Origin of the sequence: Janthinobacterium sp. 35, assembly GCF_002754575.1 — a bacterium.
GTDB lineage: Bacteria > Pseudomonadota > Gammaproteobacteria > Burkholderiales > Burkholderiaceae_D > Janthinobacterium > Janthinobacterium tructae.
This window is the reverse complement of record NZ_PEFN01000001.1, coordinates 2,347,328-2,366,955: the sequence shown is the minus strand read 5'-3', so window position 1 is coordinate 2,366,955 and position 19,628 is coordinate 2,347,328. Positions and strand designations below refer to the sequence as shown.

General features: G+C 64.4%; 17 protein-coding genes. 14 read left to right on the top strand and 3 right to left on the bottom strand.

The window, feature by feature from the left end:
* Nucleotides 1–29 precede the first annotated feature (29 nt).
* Nucleotides 30–3,626, bottom strand: a complete 3,597-nt coding sequence (locus CLU93_RS10620; protein ID WP_099761032.1) for an indolepyruvate ferredoxin oxidoreductase family protein — start codon at nt 3,624–3,626, stop codon at nt 30–32.
* 194 nt (nt 3,627–3,820) lie between these two features.
* Nucleotides 3,821–4,762: a LysR substrate-binding domain-containing protein gene (locus CLU93_RS10615; protein WP_099761031.1), complete on the bottom strand. Its 942-nt coding sequence runs from the start codon at nt 4,760–4,762 to the stop codon at nt 3,821–3,823.
* A gap of 149 nt (nt 4,763–4,911) precedes the next feature.
* On the opposite strand from CLU93_RS10615, the gene CLU93_RS10610 reads away from it, so the two are divergent.
* Nucleotides 4,912–6,141, top strand: a complete 1,230-nt coding sequence (locus tag CLU93_RS10610; RefSeq protein ID WP_099761030.1) for an HD-GYP domain-containing protein — start codon at nt 4,912–4,914, stop codon at nt 6,139–6,141.
* Here CLU93_RS10610 and CLU93_RS10605 read toward each other — a convergent pair.
* Nucleotides 6,138–7,184 (bottom strand): GGDEF domain-containing protein, encoded by a 1,047-nt coding sequence (locus CLU93_RS10605; RefSeq protein WP_099761029.1) that lies wholly within the window; start codon nt 7,182–7,184, stop codon nt 6,138–6,140. The two genes, CLU93_RS10610 and CLU93_RS10605, sit on opposite strands and share 4 nt — an antisense overlap.
* A 481-nt stretch (nt 7,185–7,665) precedes the next feature.
* On the opposite strand from CLU93_RS10605, the gene CLU93_RS10600 reads away from it, so the two are divergent.
* The 13 genes from CLU93_RS10600 (at nt 7,666) to CLU93_RS10545 (ending at nt 19,620) form a co-directional block, all read left to right on the top strand.
* Nucleotides 7,666–7,848: a Flp family type IVb pilin gene (locus CLU93_RS10600; protein ID WP_099761028.1), complete on the top strand. Its 183-nt coding sequence runs from the start codon at nt 7,666–7,668 to the stop codon at nt 7,846–7,848.
* A 54-nt stretch (nt 7,849–7,902) separates the two neighbouring features.
* A complete protein-coding gene (locus CLU93_RS10595; protein WP_099761027.1) occupies nt 7,903–8,436 on the top strand; it encodes an A24 family peptidase in 534 nt (177 codons plus the stop codon).
* 93 nt (nt 8,437–8,529) lie between these two features.
* Complete coding sequence (locus CLU93_RS10590) at nt 8,530–9,903, top strand: ATP-binding protein (RefSeq protein ID WP_099761026.1); 1,374 nt, start codon at nt 8,530–8,532, stop codon at nt 9,901–9,903.
* Nucleotides 9,900–10,754: a Flp pilus assembly protein CpaB gene (gene cpaB, locus CLU93_RS10585; RefSeq protein ID WP_099761025.1), complete on the top strand. Its 855-nt coding sequence runs from the start codon at nt 9,900–9,902 to the stop codon at nt 10,752–10,754. The genes CLU93_RS10590 and cpaB overlap by 4 nt, the downstream gene beginning before the upstream one ends.
* Nucleotides 10,755–10,772: 18 nt before the next feature.
* Nucleotides 10,773–12,218 (top strand): type II and III secretion system protein family protein, encoded by a 1,446-nt coding sequence (locus tag CLU93_RS10580; RefSeq protein ID WP_099761024.1) that lies wholly within the window; start codon nt 10,773–10,775, stop codon nt 12,216–12,218.
* Nucleotides 12,219–12,234: 16 nt separating this feature from the next.
* Nucleotides 12,235–12,537, top strand: a complete 303-nt coding sequence (locus CLU93_RS28195) for a hypothetical protein (RefSeq protein WP_157750882.1) — start codon at nt 12,235–12,237, stop codon at nt 12,535–12,537.
* Nucleotides 12,527–13,969 (top strand): Tad domain-containing protein, encoded by a 1,443-nt coding sequence (locus tag CLU93_RS10575; RefSeq protein WP_165829245.1) that lies wholly within the window; start codon nt 12,527–12,529, stop codon nt 13,967–13,969. The genes CLU93_RS28195 and CLU93_RS10575 overlap by 11 nt, the downstream gene beginning before the upstream one ends.
* A complete protein-coding gene (locus tag CLU93_RS10570) occupies nt 13,966–14,460 on the top strand; it encodes a TadE/TadG family type IV pilus assembly protein (RefSeq protein WP_099761022.1) in 495 nt (164 codons plus the stop codon). Before CLU93_RS10575 ends, CLU93_RS10570 begins: the two co-directional genes overlap by 4 nt.
* Nucleotides 14,450–15,058, top strand: coding sequence for a TadE/TadG family type IV pilus assembly protein (locus CLU93_RS10565; RefSeq protein WP_099761021.1), 609 nt, complete (start codon nt 14,450–14,452; stop codon nt 15,056–15,058). Before CLU93_RS10570 ends, CLU93_RS10565 begins: the two co-directional genes overlap by 11 nt.
* Nucleotides 15,059–15,114: 56 nt before the next feature.
* Nucleotides 15,115–16,284, top strand: a complete 1,170-nt coding sequence (locus tag CLU93_RS10560; RefSeq protein ID WP_099761020.1) for an AAA family ATPase — start codon at nt 15,115–15,117, stop codon at nt 16,282–16,284.
* 50 nt (nt 16,285–16,334) lie between these two features.
* Complete coding sequence (locus CLU93_RS10555) at nt 16,335–17,681, top strand: CpaF family protein (RefSeq protein WP_099764332.1); 1,347 nt, start codon at nt 16,335–16,337, stop codon at nt 17,679–17,681.
* 8 nt (nt 17,682–17,689) lie between these two features.
* Complete coding sequence (locus CLU93_RS10550; RefSeq protein ID WP_099761019.1) at nt 17,690–18,667, top strand: type II secretion system F family protein; 978 nt, start codon at nt 17,690–17,692, stop codon at nt 18,665–18,667.
* Nucleotides 18,668–18,681: 14 nt separating this feature from the next.
* A complete protein-coding gene (locus CLU93_RS10545) occupies nt 18,682–19,620 on the top strand; it encodes a type II secretion system F family protein (protein WP_099761018.1) in 939 nt (312 codons plus the stop codon).
* Nucleotides 19,621–19,628: the final 8 nt, after the last annotated feature.

Here is a 19,628-nt window from a genome sequence, read left to right as displayed (position 1 = left end):
GCTCTGCGTTTTTCATTGCCCGACCGGTTTTAGGCCGCGTGCTTCGTGCCATCGGCCAGCTTTGCCAACAGTCTCGCCTTGTCCTTGCGGTAAGTATCGACAGCGGCTTCCTTGACGTGGCCGAAACCGCGGATCTTTTCGGGCAGGGATGCCAGTTCCACGCAGGTGGCCAAATTCTCCGCCGTCAGGTTGACCAGCAGGCCGGCCAGCAGTTCGCGGTATTCGACGATCAGCGCGCGTTCCATCTTGCGCTCGGCTGTATAACCGAAGATGTCGAAGCTGCCGCCGCGCAAGCCCTTGGCTTTCGCCAGCAGCTTGAAGGCGCCCCACATCCAGGAACCGAACTCCGCTTTTACTAAATGCCCTTTCGCATCTTTCTTCGCGAACAGCGGCGGCGCCAGGTTGAATTTCACGGAGAAATTTCCCTCGAATTGCTGCTGCAATTGCTCCACGAAACGGCCATCCGTGTACAGGCGCGCCACTTCATATTCGTCCTTGTAGGCCAGCAATTTGAAATAGCTCTTGGCCACGGCGGTCGACAGCTTCTGGCCCAGTCCCAGGGTGTTTTCCCGGTCGCGCACCTGTTTCACCAAGGTGGAATAACCAACCGCATACGCGGCATTTTGATACGCGGTGAGGAACTCCACGCGCTTCTTGATGACGCTATCGAGGCTTTGCGGCATTTGCACGAGGATCGCTTGCGACGGCGTGGCGATCTGCGTGACCTTGCGCACGTCGACGGCGGCGCGGCGGCCCCACAAAAAGCTCTTCTTGTTCGACTCGATGCCGACGCCATTGAGTTCGATGGCGCGCAGCAGCGCCGCTTCCGTCAACGGGATGCGGCCCTTTTGCCAGGCGTAGCCGAGCATGAACAGGTTGGCGGCGATCGAGTCGCCCATCAGGGCGGTAGCCAGTTTTGTGGCGTCGATGAAGTCGGCCGCCTCGGCGCCGCCCACGGATTCCTCGATCAGCTGGCGCACTTCCGCCGTTGGATATTGCCAGTCTGCATTTTGCGCAAACGTGCCCGGCGGTTGCTCGTGCAGGTTGACGACGGCCAGGCTTCTACCTGGACGCATTTTCGACACGGCATCCTGCGCGCCGGCCGTCAGCATGTCGCAGCCTAAAATCAGGTCCGCTTCGCCCGTGGCGATACGCTGGGCGCGGATGTGCGCCGGTGACTTGGCGATTTTCACGTGCGAGGTGACGGAACCGTTCTTTTGCGACATGCCCGTCATGTCCAGCACGGAAGCACCCTTGCCTTCCAGGTGCGCCGCCATGCCCATCAGCGCGCCCACGGTGATGACGCCCGTGCCGCCGATGCCGTTGATCAGGATGTTGTACGGCGCGTCGCAATCGGGTAAGACAGGTTCCGGCAGCGGGCCGAAGTTGTCCGTCTCGCCCGGCTTGCCGGCGCCCGTTTTGGTTTTCTTCAGGCTGCCGCCTTCGACGGTGACGAAGCTGGGGCAAAAGCCCTTGGCGCACGAATAATCCTTGTTGCACGAGGATTGGTCGATGGTGCGCTTGCGGCCAAATTCCGTTTCTTTCGGCAAGATCGACACGCAGTTCGATTGCACGCCGCAATCGCCGCAGCCTTCGCAGACGGCGTCGTTGATGACCATGCGTTTGGCAATGTCCGAATACTCGCCTTTTTTTCTTCTCCGGCGTTTCTCGGCCGCACAGGTCTGGTCGTAGATCAGCACGGACACGCCGGCTACTTCGCGCAATTCGCGCTGCACGGCGTCCATGTCCTTGCGGTCGTGCAAGGTCAGGTGGGCGGGCAGGTTGCTGCGGTCGCTGTAGCGGCTCAAATCTTCCGTGACCAGCGCGATGCGGGCGATGCCTTCGGCCGCCACTTGCTGCGCCATCATCGGCACGGTGATGAGGCCGTCGACAGGCTGGCCGCCCGTCATGGCGACGGCGTCGTTGTACAGAATCTTGTAGGTAATGTTCACCTTGGCCGCCTGCGCGGCGCGGATGGCCAGATAGCCAGAATGGAAATACGTGCCGTCACCCAGGTTCTGGAACACGTGCGGCAGCTCCGAGAATGCGGCTTGGCCGATCCACGGCGCGCCTTCGCCACCCATGTGCGTGGTCAGCTTGTTCATTTCCGGGTAAATCGAGGTGGCCATCACGTGGCAACCGATGCCGGCCAGCGCCAGGCTGCCTTCCGGCACCTTGGTCGAGGTGTTGTGCGGGCAACCGGAGCAGTAAAACGCGGGGCGGAACGGCGTGTTCACGGCCTTTTTCAATACCGCATCCTTGGCGTCGAGGAAACTTAATCTCGCCTTGATCAGGTCGCAGGTGACGGGATCGGAAATCAGGCGCGCGATGCGGCTGGCGATGACTCTGGCCACTTGCGAGACGGAAAAGTCCGCCTTCGAGGTGAGCAGCCATTCGCCGCGCGGCGCCACCCATTCGCCCTTTTCGTCGAATTTGCCGATGACACGCGGGCGCACGTCGTCGCGCCAGTTGTACAGCTGCTCTTTTAATTGGTATTCGACGATCTGGCGTTTTTCTTCGACGACGAGAATTTCATCGAGGCCTTGCGCGAATTCGCGCACGCTGTCCGGTTCCAGCGGCCACGGCATGGCCACCTTGAACAGCCGCATGCCGACCTCGGCCGCCATCTGCTCGTCGATGCCCAGCTCTTCCAGCGCTTCGAGCACGTCCAGGTAGGACTTGCCGGAAGCGATGATGCCCAGCTTGGCGTTCGGGCTGTCGATGGTGGTGTGGTTGAGCTTGTTTTCGCGCGCGTAGGCCAGGGCCGCATAGATCTTGTAGTCCTGCATCAGCGCTTCCTGGTTGCGCGCCTGCTGGCCCAGGGGGATGCTGGACAGGCGCGCGTTCAGGCCGCCTTCGGGCATGATGAAATCCTGCGGAATCTTGACTTCCACGCGGAACGGGTCGGCGTCGATGGAAGCCGACGATTCGACCGTGTCGGCCAGGGCCTTGAAGGCCACGGTGCAACCGGAAAAGCGCGACATGGCCCAGCCGTGGATACCGAGGTCCAGGTATTCCTGCACATTGCACGGATACAAGACCGGGATCATCGAGGCCGAGAACAGATGGTCGGACTGGTGCGGCAGGGTCGATGAGTAGGCGCCATGGTCGTCGCCGGCCACCAGCAGCACGCCGCCCAGTTTGGAGGTGCCCGCATGGTTCATGTGCTTGAAGACATCGCCGCAGCGGTCCACGCCCGGGCCCTTGCCATACCACATGGCGAACACGCCATCGTACTTGGCCGGGCCGATCAGGTCCACCTGCTGCGAACCCCAGACGGCGGTGGCGGCCAGGTCTTCGTTGACGCCGGGCACGAACTGCACATGGTGTTGTTCCAGGTGCTGCTTGGCTTTCCACAGGTTCTCGTCCAGGCCGCCCAGGGGCGAACCGCGGTAGCCGGAGATGAAGCCGGCCGTGTTCAGGCCAGCGGCCTGGTCGCGCAGGCGCTGCATCATGGGCAGGCGCACGAGGGCCTGGATGCCGGACAGGAAGATGGCGCCGGAAGTGGCCGTGTATTTGTCGTCGAGGCTGACGCTGGTCAAACGGGAAGGTTCAAGCGGTGTAGATGGCGCGGCACCGGCGTTTCTAACGAACGCTGCGGAGCCGTTTTCCGTGGTCACGGACATGGCTGTCTCCAAAAGGGTGTTTCAGATAACGGCTGTACAAGGGGCGCACCCGGTAAGGCGCGCGCTGTGCAGACGGGATGGCCGCCTATGGGCGGCACATAACTATTTTAAATTTAAAATAGTTAATGTGGTCAGTGTAGAACGACCGAGGGGAAGGGGCAAATACGCTTTGACGATGGGGGTATAAGAAATACTTATGCCATGGGCGAGAGCACGTGCGCCCCTACCCAGCGCCCGCTGCCGCACAGCTCGGCGGCCACTTGCAGCACGAGGTTTTTCACGGCATTGCCCGCATTCGTCAGGGGAATGTTTTTCGACGCACACAGGGCCACCGTGCGCGACAGTACGGGGCTGTGGATGGCATAGCTGCGCATGGCGCCGCTGTCGAGTTCGGCCAGCAGGGGCGCGGCCGGCAAGATGGTGGCGCCCATGCCGGCCAGGATGGCCGATTTCAGGATGGCGATCGAGTTGATCTCGATCACGTTCGCCGTCTCCAGGCCCAGTTCGCGCGCGCGGCTGTCGATGCGCGGGCGCACGCCATGCTGCAAGCCCGGCAAGATCAGGGTGGCGCTCAATGCTTGCGGGAACGACACGGCATGGCCGGCGGGTGCGAACGGCGAATCGCTGCGGCAGATAAAACGCATTTCTTCTTCCACCAGGGGGCTGCAGGCAAACGGCGTGAGTTGGCCATCGTCGAAGAGCACGGCCAGGTTGATGCGGCCCGATCTGAGCTGTTCATTGAGGTTGCCCGTGATTTCTTCCGTCAGTTGCAGAGTGATCTCGGGGTAGCGTTCGCGCGCGGCCAGCAGCAGGGGCAGGGCCAGCGCGCCGGAGATGCTGTGCGGCAAGCCCAGGGTGACATTGCCGGACGGGCGCGTGGCGCTCTGCGTGACGGCCGAGCGGGCGTCGGCCACCTGTTTCAGGATCGCTTGCGCGTGTTCGTAAAATACCTTGCCCGCGTCCGTGCTGAGCACGCCCTGGGCCGAGCGGTGCAGCAGCTGTACCCCCAGTTCTTCTTCCAGCTGGCGCAGCTGCTGCGTCAGGGCCGGCTGCGCCACATGCAGGACCAGGGCCGCGCGCGACAGCGAGCCGTGGTCAACGATGGCAACAAAGTAACGTAATTGGCGCAGTTCCATGGGTCCCAAGAGCGGTGCGTTGAGGGGGCGGTGATCGGAAAAAACAAGGTGTTGCGCCGCAGCGCCGAACGCGGCCAGCAGAATAACAATTTTGTTATACTCATTCTAGCGCCTTCGGTGCTCCAGACGCGTACTTGTGGGATGACAGCATGCTCAAGAAAGTTGATTCGTCTCAATTAAAAGTGGGCATGTATGTCCACGACCTCAGCTGTGACTGGATGACCCATCCGTTCGTGCGCAACCGTTTCCTGTTGCGCAGCGACGATGAAATCCGCAAGATCGTGCAAGCCGGCATCCACGACGTGGTGATCGACAGCGGCAAGGGCCTCGATGTGCAGGATGCGCCTACCGTGGCGCAGGCGCGGGCCGAGACGGAACGCGAACTGGTGCAGATCGCCGCGGCGGCGCCGCAGGTGGTCACGCGCGTGTCGCTGGGCATGGAACTGGCGCGCGCCACGCAGGTGCGGCGGCAGGCATCGAGCCTGGTGCGCACGGTGATGGCCGATGTACGCCTGGGCAAGGCCGTCGAGATCGATCGCGTGCAGCACACGGTGCAAGATATTACCGAATCGATTCTGCGCAATCCCGGCGCCCTCGTCGGTTTGTTGCGCATCAAGAACAAGGACGACTACACCTTCCTGCACTCCGTCAGCGTGTGCGCGCTGCTGGTGGCGTTTTGCCGCTCGCGGGGCGTCGATGGCGCCACCACGCACCAGGCCGGCCTGGGCGGCTTGCTGCACGACACAGGCAAGGCGCTGGTGCCCGATAGCGTGCTGAACAAACCCGGCCCCCTGACGCCGGAAGAATTTGCCCTGATCAAGCGCCATCCGCGCGATGGCTACGACATCCTGTGCCGCTCGCCCGAGCTGGGCGCCATTCCCCTCGACATCGCCTTGCACCACCATGAGCGGCGCGACGGCAGCGGCTACCCGGACCAGCTGGCCGGTGACGCCATCAGCGAGCTGGCGCAGATGGCCGCCATCGTCGACGTGTATGACGCGCTGACGTCCGACCGCAGCTATCACAAGGGCGTTGCCGCCGCCGAAGCCTTGCGCAAGATTTATGAGTGGAGCAAATTCCATTTCAACCCCGTGTTCGCGCAGGATTTCATGCGTTGCGTGGGGATCTATCCGGTGGGGACCATGGTCATGCTGGAATCGGGCCGCCTGGCCGTCGTCATCGAAGCGCACGAGAGCAATCTGCTGGCGCCGAAGGTGAATGTGTTTTTCAGTACGAAGAGCAATGCCTACATCAAGCCCGAGACAGTCGACCTGTCGCGCGGCTTCGGCTTCGGCGGCGGCGACAAGATCGTCGGCCATGAGTCCGCTGCCAAGTGGCAGGTCGATCCCATGCGCTTTTTATCGCTGGCGGATGCCTAGAAGAACTCCGCCGTATCGTTCGAGGCGATGGTAGTTAACAGACCCTTGGCGACCAGCTCGTCATAGTGGCAAGCGAGGTTGCGGCCATGGCTTTTCGCGTAGTACAGGGCCTGGTCGGCGCGGCCGAGGATGATGACGGGCGCCTCGTAGGCGTTGATGCTGACGAAGCCCACGCTGACGGTGACTCTGCCCACTTGCGGGAAGTCGTGCGTTTCGACATTGGTGCGGAAGCGGTCGATGATCTTCTGCGCATTTTCCAGGGTGATCGAGCGCAGCAGCACGACGAATTCCTCGCCGCCGAAGCGGAAGATGCGGTCTTGCGAGCGGAACGACGATTGCAGCTGGTTGGCGATCAGGATCAGCACCTCATCGCCATACAGGTGGCCAAACTTATCGTTAACCAATTTGAAATGATCGACATCGATCACGGCCAGCCATTGCCGTTCCGTGTCCGTATGGTGGCGCCGCTCTTCATCGATGGCAAGCGGCTTGTCCGCTTCCGGTTCGCCGCGGCTGTGCAGGATTTTCGCCAGCTGGTCGTCGAAGGTCTTGCGATTCAATAAGCCGGTGAGCGAATCGCGTTCGCTGTAGTCGAGCAGGTTCTGGAAATTGCGGTACACGCTGACGATGCCGCCGATCACCTGGATGGTGGCGCCCGTGTAGGGCGTGGGGTTGGTGATTTCCAGGCAGGTGGTGACCTGGTCGCCGATCCAGATGGGCAGCCACAGCAGGTGGCGGCCGTCGGCGCACAGGGTGTCGGCGCTCGCTTCATGGCGCTTGATGCAGGTGGCCAGGGCCGGGTAGTCGGACAGCGGTTCGCCTGGCAGGGTAGGGTCGTTATGCTCTTCCATGCGGGCCACGCTGCCTGCCACGATGATGGCCCGCGACCGCACGAACACCTGGCCACGCACGCTGGTCAGTGCCAGTACACGGGTTTGCGACGCGGCAGCGAGCTCCTGAACCGCCGAGATCACGGAGATGTCGAGCATCGTGTGGTCGCGGTGCCCGGTCATGTCCACCATGTGTTTCAGTAGGGAATCCATTGTCGTTCTCTGGAAAGTAGTCACACAAGTGTCGTCATCGCAGCATTGCATCAAGCAAGAGCATGTTCGCGTCCGTCTACAAGAAGCCAAGATTTATTTGGTGGCATGACGCTCTTTACCGCAGGGCGAGAGGCCGTTCCAAAGAAGAGCTAAGCAGGATAATGTCTTTTTGCCTAATAGGCAATTAACGTATGCAATATTTCATGTAAATACATGAGATTCATGCGCTGCGTTGCAAAAAACTTGCCTTGACGCAGACTTTCAATCCTGATCGCAACAATTGTTTGCGTCCGCCGTCGTTTCAACAAGGTTTGATAATTTCCATATGGAAACTTGTGGCGCGTCAATTTGCCAAATTATGGACGCTTTATAGTCAATGCAATGGCGCAGAAATTTACGGCAGGAAACATATTAGCAGGAATGGGCAATGTTTCACACCCGATTGCGCCAGGGACTTGTGATTCACTTTTGGGAGCTTGTCATGCATACCTTCCTGTCGGCAGTACAGCAATTTGTCCAAGATGAGGATGGCATTACGGCAATCGAGTACGGCTTGATTGCGGCCTTGATGGCGACGGCCATCGCGGCCGGTTTCTTGCTGATCAAGGACGGCCTGCTGAACGTCCTCACCGACATTTCGAAGAACCTGGTGTTGACGCCCTAAGCGGGTGCCCGCCGCTGGCCGGCCGGTGGCGGGTTTTTTTTCAGGAGGTATGCCATGCCTGCTACTGCCTTGTGTGACCTGCTGTTGTTGTGTTTTGTGACGGGGGCCGCCGTCAGTGATTTGATCCGCCGCAAGATACCGAATGGTCTGGTGTTGTCCGGCATCCTCGCCGCACTGGCCTTGCACATGTGGCTGTGGCCGCAAAGCGTGCCGTCGTTGTGGCTGGGCGGCATGGCGACGGGTTTCTTCCTGTTTCTTCCTTTATATGTGCTGCGCGGCATGGCCGCCGGCGACGTCAAGTTGATCGCCATGGTGGGCGCCTTTGCCGGCCCATGGCCCGTGCTGCAGATCTGTTTCGCCACCTTTGCGCTGGGCGGCCTGATGGCCGTGCTGATGATCACGTACCAGGGCAAGTGGCGCGCCTGCCTGGGCAATCTGCGCCAGTTGCTGTGGCCGATGATCGCGCGCATGGCCGGCATACCCCTGGCACCCGCCGCACTGGGCAGCGCCGCCAGCGTGGGCAACATGCCGTACGGACTGGCCATTGCCCTGGGTTGCCTGGCAGTGCAAGGGCGACATTATTTCTGATTGTTATTTATTGCTCTGAATCAATGGGCGCCAGTCCCCGCTGGCTAGAATGAATTCTGTTCAATGCAGTCTTAACCGGCTTGGAGACACAGGATGACCGAGGTCGACTATTCCATGAGCACCGAGAGTACGCCGCGCCCTGCCGACGCGAACCTGATGCCGCCCTTGCCGCCGCAGCCGAAGAGCTTGCGCGAAACGGGCTTGGAGCGGCCGCTGGTGGTTGAACTGATCGCCAAGCTGATGTTTGTGAGCGGCAAGACGCACCTGTCCGCCATGACGACGCGCTTGCGCCTGTCGATCAATGTCTTGCGCGAAGTGCTCGATTTCATGGTGGCCGAGCAGATGGCCGAAGTGGCCTGGCGCGGCGAATCCGAGATCGACGTGCAGTATCAGCTGACGGGCGCCGGCAAGCAGCGCGCCAGCGCCTTCCTTGAGCGCTGTGCGTATATCGGCGCCGCCCCCGTCACCCTGGAAGCGTACCGCGCCATGGTGGCGCGCCAGTCGTGGCTGGTACAGGAACAGCGCGTCGGCAGCGACGACCTGGCCGCCGTGCTGGGCAGCGCCCATGCGGGGCCGGGCATGCTCGACGTGGTGGGTGCTGCCCTGCATTCGGGGCGCTCGCTGCTGCTGTACGGTCCGCCCGGCAGCGGCAAGTCGACCCTGGCGCTGCAACTGGGCCAATTGCTGCACGGTCTCGTCGCCGTGCCCTACGCCATCGTCGTCGGCCAGGACATCATTCAATTGTACGATCCGGCGCAGCACCTGCCGCCCGCGCCGCAGCATGTCAGCCATGCGCGCCAGGCGCTGGAGCGGCGCAGCACGGATATTCGCTGGGTGTTGTGCCAGCGTCCCGTGATTCACGTGGGCGCCGAGCTCGACGCGGGCATGCTGGAGCTGCGCCATGACGCCAGCGGCGGCTGTTACCAGGCGCCACCGCATGTGCGGGCGAACAACGGCATGCTGATCCTTGACGACCTGGGTTGCCAGCGCCTGGGCGCGCAAGAACTGCTGACGCGGCTGATGCAGCCGCTGGCACGCGGCAGCGACCAGCTGGGCCTGCCCGGCGGCGTGCAGATCAGCGTGCCGTTCGACAATGCCCTGGTGCTGGCCACGAACGTGCCGCCGGGCGAGCTGTTCGATCCTGCTTTGCTGCGCCGCATCGGCTACAAGGTGCAGGTGGGACCGCTGGCCGAGAGCGCCTATCGCGCCCTGTTCCGCCAGCAATGCCGTCTGGCCGGCATGGCCATCGACGAGCTGGCCCTGAATCACCTGCTGCAGCTGCATGGCGCGCAGGGACGGCCCTTGCTGGCCAGCTATCCTGGTGAATTGCTGGCGCGCATAGGCGACTTTGCCGGCTTTGCCGGCTGTGAAGCGCGCCTGACGGTGGCCGCCCTGGACCAGGCCTGGAGCAGCCTGTTTGCCAGCTGCGACATGCCGGCCGCCAGCCTGTGCGAGCGTATCGCATGAAGAACCGGCGCGCCCTTCTGATGATGGGTCTGGCTGTGGTGCTGGGCCTGCTGGCCGTGTTGCTGGCCTCGCACTGGCTGCTGCGCCAGACGCCGGCCGGCAAGGGCAAGATCGTCGTCGCCGCCAGCGATGTCAACCTGGGCCAGCGCCTGACGCCCGAGATGCTGCGCCTGGCCGAGTGGCCGGCGGAAAGCTTGCCGCAGGGCGCGCTGCAAGACCCGGCGCCACTGGCGGGACGGGTGCTGAAAACCAGCGTGCTGCGCGGCGAACCGCTGAGCGAAGCCAAGCTGGCGCCGGTGGGCACCCTGGGCGGTCTGTCGGCCCTGATCACGGAAGGGCGGCGTGCCATCACCGTGCGCGTCAACGACGTGATCGGCGTGGCCGGCTTCGCCTTGCCGGGCAACTATGTCGACATCATCGTGAGTACCCAGCAAGATGCTGGCGACCGCGCGTTTCCGCAAAGCCGCAACATTTCGAAGATCGTGCTCGAACGCATCCTGGTGCTGGCCGTGGCGCAGGAAGTGGGGCGCGACGAGACCAAGCCGCGCGTGGTCAATGCAGTGACCCTGGAAGTGACGCCGGAACAGGCCGAAAACCTGGACCTGGCGCGCAGCGTGGGCAGCCTGTCGCTGGTGCTGCGCAACCAGGTCGACCCGCAGCCGGGCGTGACGGCGGGCGCCACCAAGCTGACCTTGCTGGGCGGGCCGCTTGAAGCCGAACCCGCGCCTGCCGCCGTGCCCGTGCTTGCCGTGGCACCGCGTCCGGTGCGCGTGGCGAAGGCAGCGCCGGAAGCGGCGCGCCAGTGCAGCGGCGTCATCGACGGGACGCGCCAGTCGCGCGAATGTTTTTAGCCAACCATGGACACGCTCATGAACCGCGCCCTGCTGACACTGTGCTGCCTGCTGTTGCCGCTTGCCGGCGCGGCGGCCGATCCTGGCCCGCGCTGCGGCGGCGAAGCGGCGACACCGGGCAACTTGCAGCTGCAGGTGGGCAAGTCGAGCATGCTGCGCCTGCCCGAGGCGGTGCTGGCCCGCAGTGTCGGCAATCCGGCCGTGCTGCAAGCCATGCTGGTGGCGCCCGACACTTTATATGTGGTCGGCGTCGATGTGGGCAGCACGAATATGATCATCCAGGGCAAGAGCGGCGTGTGCAGCGTGGTGAACGTCAGCGTCAGCATGGACCCGGCCGGCTTGCAAGCGACCCTGGCGGCCCTGATGCCGGAAGAAAAAGCCATCCGCGTGACGGCCGTGGCCGATACCCTGGTGCTGTCGGGCACGGTGCAGGATGCGGGCGCCGTGCTGCGCGCCGTCGAGCTGGCACACGCCTATGTGCGTCGTGCAACATCGCCGCTGGCGCTGCCCAAGCCCGCCGATGGCGCCGCCATGCCGGCGGCGGCCACGGCATCCGCTGGCGGCACGGGTGGTGCGAACAGCCGCGTCATCAACATGCTCGACGTCAGTGCGCCGCAGCAAGTGATGCTGGCCGTGCAGATCGCCGAAGTGTCGAAGTCGCTGCTGGAACGGCTGGAAGTGGGCGCCACCCTGCGTTTTGCATCCGGCAGCTGGGCTACCACCTTGCTGTCGAATTTCCTCAGCGGCACGGCCAATGGCTTGCTCGACGTGCGCAAGTCGAACGGCCAGCAGCTGACCATCGAGGCGCAGAAACAGGATGGCCTGGTGCGTATCCTGGCCGAGCCGACGGTGATGGCGATCAGCGGGCAGGAGGGCAGTTTTCTGGCGGGCGGCAAGATCTTCATTCCCGTCGGCCAGGACAACAACAAGATCACGCTGGAAGAACGCGAGTATGGCGTCGGCCTGCGCTTCACGCCCACCGTGCTGTCGGGCGGGCGCATCAATTTGAAGGTGGCGCCGGAAGTGTCGGAACTGTCGCGCGAGGGGGTGGGCATTTCCGCCGCCGGCGTCAGCGGACGTTCTATTTTGCCCGTCATCACGACGCGGCGCGCGTCGACCACGGTACAGCTGTACGACGGCCAGAGCTACGCCATCGGCGGCTTGATCAAGAACAACCAGGTGAGCAATATCACGGGCGTGCCCTGGCTCAGCGAAGTGCCTATCCTCGGCGCGCTGTTTCGCAGCACGGATTTCCAGCATGACCGCACGGAATTGCTGTTCGTCATTACCGCACACCTGGTCAAACCGTTGCCGGCGGACGCCGTACTGCCGACGGCCCAGCTGGCGCCCCCTTCGCGCACGGACTTGATGTTGGGCGGCAAGATGGAAGGTACGCTGGCGCCGCCGTCCGTGCCGCCGCCCGTGTCTCCACTGCGCGCGGCCAACGGTTTCGAGCTGAAATGAGACGGGGAGAGATGCCATGCCGAACTCGCTTTTGATGTCGCTGCGGCGCCTGGCGGCGCTGCTGCTGGCGCTGCAGCTGGCCGCCTGCACGCACGGCAGCACGCCGCAGCTGGACCGGCGCTTCGGCGACGCCGTGCGCCTGGCCATGGCGCAGCAGGTGCGCGATCCGGCCAGCGCCGGCAATCGCACGCCGGCCGATGGCCTCGATGGCCCCAGCGCGCACGCCGTCATGCAGCGCTACCGCGCCTCGTTTGCCGAACCGAACGGCCAGGCGCCGCAGCCGGTGCAATTCATGCTGGGAGGCGGCAATGGCAAATAGACGCCAGCGCCAGCGCGGGGCGATGCTGATCGCCTTTTCCATCCTGCTCATTGTGGTGCTGGGCTTTATCGGCCTGGCACTCGATGTGGGGCAGGTCATCGGCCGCAAGACGGAATTGCAGAACCTGGTCGACAACGCGGCGCTGGCGGCGGTGCCGGAGCTGGTGGGCACGGCGGCCGGCCTGGCCAATGCCGTGCAAAAAGCCAAGCTCAGCGCCGCCGGGCAGAGCGCATATCGGCGCCGCACACAGGGCGCCATCCTGTCCGACGAGAGCATCCGCTTTGCCAGCGCCTTTGACGCGCCGGCCAGTGCGTGGCAGGTGGCGGCGGCGGTGGCCGATCCGGCCACCGCCCTGTTCGTGCGCGTCGATACGCGCGACAACACGCCGTCGCTGGGCAAGGTGGCGACGGCCTTTCTGGGCGCCTGGTCGCCGGCGCTGCGCACGCTCGACACGGGCGCGCGCGCCGTGGCGGGCCGCGCCAGCCTGCGCCTGGCGCCGCTGGCCATTTGCGCTCTGTCGTCGGCGCCGCTTGGCCTGCGCACGAATGCAGGCCCGCCCGAACGCAAGGAGGCGCTGGAATACGGCTTTCGCCGCGGCGTCGCCTATAACCTGTTCCAGCTTAATCCGCATGGGGCCGCGCCCGAGCACTTCGTGCTCAACCCGCTCGGTCCGCTGGGCGCGATCGGCCCGTCGGCGCAAGTGAGCAACACCGCTGTGACGCCGTTCATCTGCAGCGGCAGCATGCTGCACACGGCCATCGGTAACGCGGCCATTCATGCGCACCGTCCGTTTCCCACCGGCTTGTGGCCGGCATTTAACGCGCGCTTCAATCAGTATGCGGGCAGCGGCTGCCATCCGCTGACGGCGCCGCCCGACGTGAATATCCGCGTCTTTCCCAACGCGGCGGCGAACTGGTGGATGAACATGCCGTCCGCTTCCAGCGCCGCCTCCAGCGGCGGCACTCCCCTGCTGTCCGTGGCCGACTTGCCGCCGGCCGCCGCCGGGGTGCCTGCCTCCATTTCCGCTGCCAGCTATGGTCCCTTGTGGTCGTTCGCCAAGGCGGTGCAGTATGCCAACCCGAAGCCACCCGGCGATTTTGTCGCCTTTCCCAACAGCGCCTGGAGCAGCCTGTATCCAGGCTTGCCCAGCGCGCCCGCCAGCAACAGTTTTTATCCCGCCAGCGGCACGCCCTACCTGTGGGGGGCATTCCAGACGCCGCCCGTGGGCAACACGGGCGTGGCGCAGCGGCGCGTGCTCAACATCGCCTTGCTGGCGTGTCCCTTGCCGGCCGGCAGCGATGTGCTGGCCAATGTGCTGGCCGTCGGCCGCTTTTTCATGACGGCGCCGGCCAGCAGTGCCATGCTCAGCGCCGAATTTGCCGGCGTGGTGCCGGAGCAGGCGCTTGCAGGCCCGGCGGAGCTGCTGCAATGAAGGCGCCATGCCGAAAACCATGCCGCAAGCCGCGCCACCAGGACGGCGTGGCCGCCATCGAACTGGCGCTGATCCTGCTGTTTTTCATGGGCTTGCTGCCCGTGGTGCTGCTGTTCGGCCGTGCGCTGCTGGCCTATACCGCCATGCAAAAAAGCGTGCATGATGCGGCGCGCTACATGGCCACCTTGCCGCTGCCGCAGATGACCAACGCCACCGCGGCGGCGCAGGGCGCCGCGTTCGCCAGGCAGATGGTGCTCGATGCGATGCTGGAAACCTGGCCGGACATGGATGTCGCCAAGGTCAACCTGGAATGCATCTATAACGACGATGCCTATGCCTGCGGTAACTTTCCCAGCAAGCCGCTGCAGGTGCGTCTCAAGGTCGGTGTCGACATGCCCATCGGCATCTTGCCCGACCTGACATTGGGATGGCTGCCGCAGATGGCGCCGATACCGTTGCGTGCCAACGCGACCTTGCGCTATGAAAATTGACCTGCACACGGGGCGCCGGCGCCAGGGCGGCGTGTTCGCCGTCGAATTCGCCATGCTGGCGCTGCTGTTCTTTCTGTTCCTGTTCGCCATGCTGGAACTGGCGCGCGCCGTGTACGTGTGGAATATGGTGCATGAAATTACCCGGCGCGCCGCGCGCGCCGCCGCCGTCACCGATTTCAGCAATGCCGGCGCGCTGCAGGCCGTGCGCGCGCACGCCGTGCTGCGCACCACGCCGGGCGCGCTGCCGCTCGGTGGCGGCATCAGCGATGCGTATGTGCGCATCGATTATCTGTCGCAGGCCGCCGGCGGCGCCGCGCTGGCGGCAGTGCCGGTGACGGTGATGCCGGGCTGTCCGCAACGCAACCGTATCAATTGCCTGGACGATCCGCATGGCGCCAGCTGCATCCGCTTCGTGCGCGCGCGCCTGTGCGTGCCGGGCGATGGCGCGCGCTGCGAGCGCGTGCCATACCGGCCCGTCCTGCCCCTGCTGGGGATGATGTTTCCCTCCGGCGCGGGGGCCGTGCGTTTGCCCAGCGGGAGCACCATGGCGGTGGCCGAGTCGCTGGGCTATCCGGATAACCCGAATTTCTGTCCCTGAGCGCTGTCAGACGGTGGCAGCCGACTGTGTTGACCTGAAAGAAGTGAGGAAGTGCGATGAAAGCCTTGATGATTAGCCGCGACGCCAGCTTGCATGAAGAAATCGCCGCGCAAGGCGCGGCCCGCATGCCCGTGCTGCGGCTGCTGGAACGGCGCAGCGGCCTGCGCGACGCCGTCGAGCGCATGCTGCCCGAAGCGCCCGAGCTGGTGATCGTCGACGCCAGCGGCCTTGACGCCGAGGAGGCGGACTTGCTGGAACGGCTGGCGCGCCAGTATCCGCTGGCCGTGCTGATGCTGCTCACGCGCGGCCAGCAGCAGGATGTGCTGATCCGCGCCATGCGCGCCGGCATGCGCGAAGTGCTGCAGCTGCCGCTGGTACACAAGGCCTTTCACGAGGCGATGGACCGGGTCGATATCCAGGCCGGCGTGACGCAGATGCGCGACGGCAAGGTGCTCGCCTTCATTTCGTGCAAGGGCGGCAGCGGCGCCACCTTTCTGTCGACGAATTTTTCCTACGCGCTGGCCAGCCTGGCCGGCTGCAAGGTGCTGCTGATCGATCTGCACGGTCAGTTCGGCGACGCCACTTTGTACGTCTCGGACCAGAAGCCGGCCATGACGTTGTCCGATATCTGCGCGCAGATCGCGCGCATGGATGGCGCCTTTCTCGCCTCTTGCCTGGTGCACGTGACGCCGAACTTCGGCGTGCTGGCGGCGGCCGACGACCCCGCGCACAAGGTCGACATGCAGCCCGAGCACATGGACCGCATCCTGGCCGTGGCGCGCCAGCATTACGACTACATCGTGCTCGACGTGGGGCGCCAGATCGATGCGCTGTCGCTGCGCGCGCTCGACAATGCCGACGCCATCTATCCGGTGCTGCAGCTGGCCTTGCCCGACATCCGCGACGGGCGCCGTCTGCTCGACATCTTCCGCTCGCTCGGCTATCCGGGCGAGCGCCTGCGCCTGATCGTCAATCGCTATGAAAAGGGCGGGCGCCTGCGCCTGGCGGACCTGGAGCAGGCGCTGGGCGCCGAAGTGGTGCACACGGTGCCCAACGATTACATCGCCGCCACGGACTCCGTCAACCAGGGCATCCCGCTGCTGCAGCTGTCGCGCACCAGCGCCGTGGCGCGCAGCCTGGCCGAGCTGGTGGAGCTGGTGACGGCGCGCCGCGTGACGGAAAGCCGCGGCTTGTTCGACCGGTTGTTCAGCCGCAGCGAGGCCTAGGACAGGGATGGATGTCAAGGCTCCCGCCGGGAGCCATCATGGGAGCCGAGATGACTTTACGCGAACGCCTGGCGGCGAATGAAATGGTGCGCCCCGCCACGAATGGGCAAGGGGCGCTGGCGCTGCACGCCTACCAGGAACTCAAAAAAACCATGCACCAGACGATACTCGACCGTATCGACCTGGAACGGTTAAAGCGCCTGACGGCGGAGCAGTTCAAGCACGAACTGGCGCTGCTGGTACAGCGCGTCATCGAGGAAGAGCGCATCGTGCTGAACCAGCATGAGCGGCATAGCCTGGTGCTCGATATCCAGCACGAGATGCTGGGCTTTGGCCCGCTCGAACCCTTGCTGGCCGACGCCAGCGTGTCCGACATCCTCGTCAATACCTGCGACAAGGTGTATGTCGAGCGGGGCGGGCGGCTGCAGTTGACGGACGTGACGTTCCACGACAATGCGCACCTGATGAAGATCATCGAAAAGATCGTCTCGCGTGTGGGACGGCGCGTCGATGAATCGAGCCCGATGGTCGATGCGCGCCTGCCGGACGGTTCGCGCGTGAACGCCATCATCCCGCCGCTGGCCGTCGATGGCCCGATATTGTCGATCCGGCGCTTTGCCGTGCAGCCCCTGACCATAGCCAACCTGCTCGACTACAAGAGCCTGACGCCGCCCATGGTGCAGGTGCTGCAGGCGCTGGGGCAGGCCAAGGTGAACATCCTGATCTCGGGCGGCACGGGCAGTGGCAAGACGACCTTGCTCAACGTGCTGTCTGGCTTCATTCCCGGCAGCGAGCGCATCGTCACCATCGAGGATGCGGCCGAACTGGCGCTGCGCCAGCCGCACGTGGTACGCCTGGAAACGCGACCGCCGAATATCGAGGGCAAGGGCGAAGTGAGCCAGCGCGCGCTGGTGCGCAATGCGCTGCGCATGCGCCCCGACCGCATCATCCTGGGCGAGGTGCGCGGCGCCGAGGCGCTCGACATGCTGCAGGCGATGAACACGGGCCATGAGGGTTCGCTGGCGACCATCCACTCGAATACGGCGCGCGATGCGCTGGCGCGGCTGGAAAACATGGTCGGCATGGCCAGCGTGAACCTGACGCCACGCGCCACGCGCCAGCAGATCTGTTCGGCCGTGACGGTAGTGATGCAAGTGTCGCGCCTGACGGACGGCGCGCGCAAGCTGGTCAGCCTGCAGGAGGTGACGGGCATGGAAGGCGACATCATCGCCATGCATGAAATCTTCCGCTTCGAGCAGACGGGCGTCGATGCCGAGGGCAAGGTGCAGGGCCACTTCTGCGCCACGGGCGTGCGGCCGCGTTTCACGGAGCGCCTGCGCATGTTCGGCGCGCCGGTACCCGATAGTGTTTTTGATCCGGACCGCATCTACGAATAGGAGGCAGCATGGACCTGGTGTTCTACGGCTTTGCCGTGCTGCTGTTTGCCGCCTGCATCCTGATGGTGGAAGGCGCCTGGCTGTGGTGGTCGGGCACGCATGGCAGCGCGGCGCGGCGCATCAACCGGCGCTTGCGGCTGATGGCGGCGCTCGGCGAGGCGGGTGGGGAGCGGATCTCCATCCTCAAGCAACGCCGCTATGCGCGTGCGCCTGGCCTCGAGCGTTTGCTGCGGCGCGTGCCGCAGGCGGCGCGGCTCGACCACTTGCTGCTGCAATCGGGCTTGTCCTGGTCGGTGGCGCAATTCATCGGCGTCACGGGTGCCCTGTTGCTGGCGGCCTTGCTGCTGCTGGCGGCCTGGTCCATGCCCTTGCCTGGCGCCTTGCTGCTGCTGGTCAGTGCCGTGAGCGGACCGTGCCTGTTGGTGCTGCGCGCGCGCGCGGCGCGGCTGAAAAAGATCGAGGCGCAACTGCCGGAAGCGGCCGATTTCCTGGCCCGCGCGCTGCGCGCCGGTCACTCGTTTTCCAACGTGCTGCAAATGGTGGGCGACGAACTCAATGAGCCGATCAGCGGCGAATTCAAGATGGCGCACGAAGAGATCAATTACGGCGTGCCGATGAACGAGGCGCTGCAAAACCTGGCCGCGCGCATTCCGCTGACGGACTTGCGCTACCTCGTCATCGCCGTGCTGGTGCAGCGCGAATCGGGGGGGAACCTGGCCGAAGTGCTGGTCAGCATCGCGTGCATCATCCGCGCCCGTTTGAAACTGCTGGGGCAGGTGCGCGTGCTGTCGGCCGAGGGGCGCATGTCGGCCTGGGTGCTGGGACTGATGCCGGTGGTGATGATCGGCGTCATGGCGCTGGTCAACCCGCAATACATCCGCCTGCTGTGGACCGATCCCAGCGGCATCAAATTGCTGTGGTACGCGGCCGGCATGGTGGCGCTGGGCGTGGTCTGGATGCGCAATGTGATACGTATCAGGATATAACAACAGGGGGTGGCATGAGCACTTCGCAACTGCTGTTTCTCGGGATTGTCTTCGTCGTGGTAGTGGCGCTGGCCCTGCTGGCGTGGCTGATCTTCATTCCCGGCACCTTGCGCCAGCGCCTGTTCGGCGCCACGGCGCCGGCGGCCAGCGACGCGGTGGCCGACTCTGGCTGGGTGGAGCGCGTGGCGCGCGTGGCGCAGCCGTTCAGCAAGCTGTCGCTGCCGGAAGAGGGCTGGGAGCGCTCGCCGCTGCGCACGCGTTTCATGAATGCGGGCTGGCGGCAAGCGAGCGCGCCGGCCCTGTACTTTGCGGCGAAAAGCGTTTTGGCCCTGCTGTTTCCCACCGTGCTGGGGCTGTACGCGGCCAGCGCCATGGCGGCGCAGATGCGCAGCGTGCTGCTGTTGCTGCTATGCGTCAGCGCTACCGTCGGCTATTACCTGCCGAACCTGGTGCTGGCCAGCACGGCCAAGCGGCGCCAGCGCGACATCTTTGAAAATATCCCCGATGCGCTCGACTTGCTGACCGTCTGCGTGGAAGCGGGCCTGAGCCTGGAGCGTGCGCTGGTCAAGGTATCGGGCGAGATCCACATCAAAAGCATGGTGCTGGCGCAGGAATTGCAACTGGTACTGATGGAAATGCGCGCCGGCTTTTCCAAGGAAAAGGCATTGCGCAACCTGGCCTTGCGCAGCGGCGTGGAAGATGTCGATACCCTCGTCGCCATGCTGATCCAATCGGAACGCTTCGGCACCAGCATGGGCGATTCGCTGCGCGTGCATTCGGAAAACCTGCGCGGCAAGCGCAGTCTGCTGGCCGAGGAGGCGGCGGCGAAGATCGCCCTGAAACTGCTGTTCCCGCTGATATTTTGCGTCTTTCCCACCCTGATGCTGGTGCTCATGGGGCCGGCCGTGATCGAAGTCTATCGCGTGCTCGTGCCGGCCATGGCCAGCCGCTGAAAGGAGTC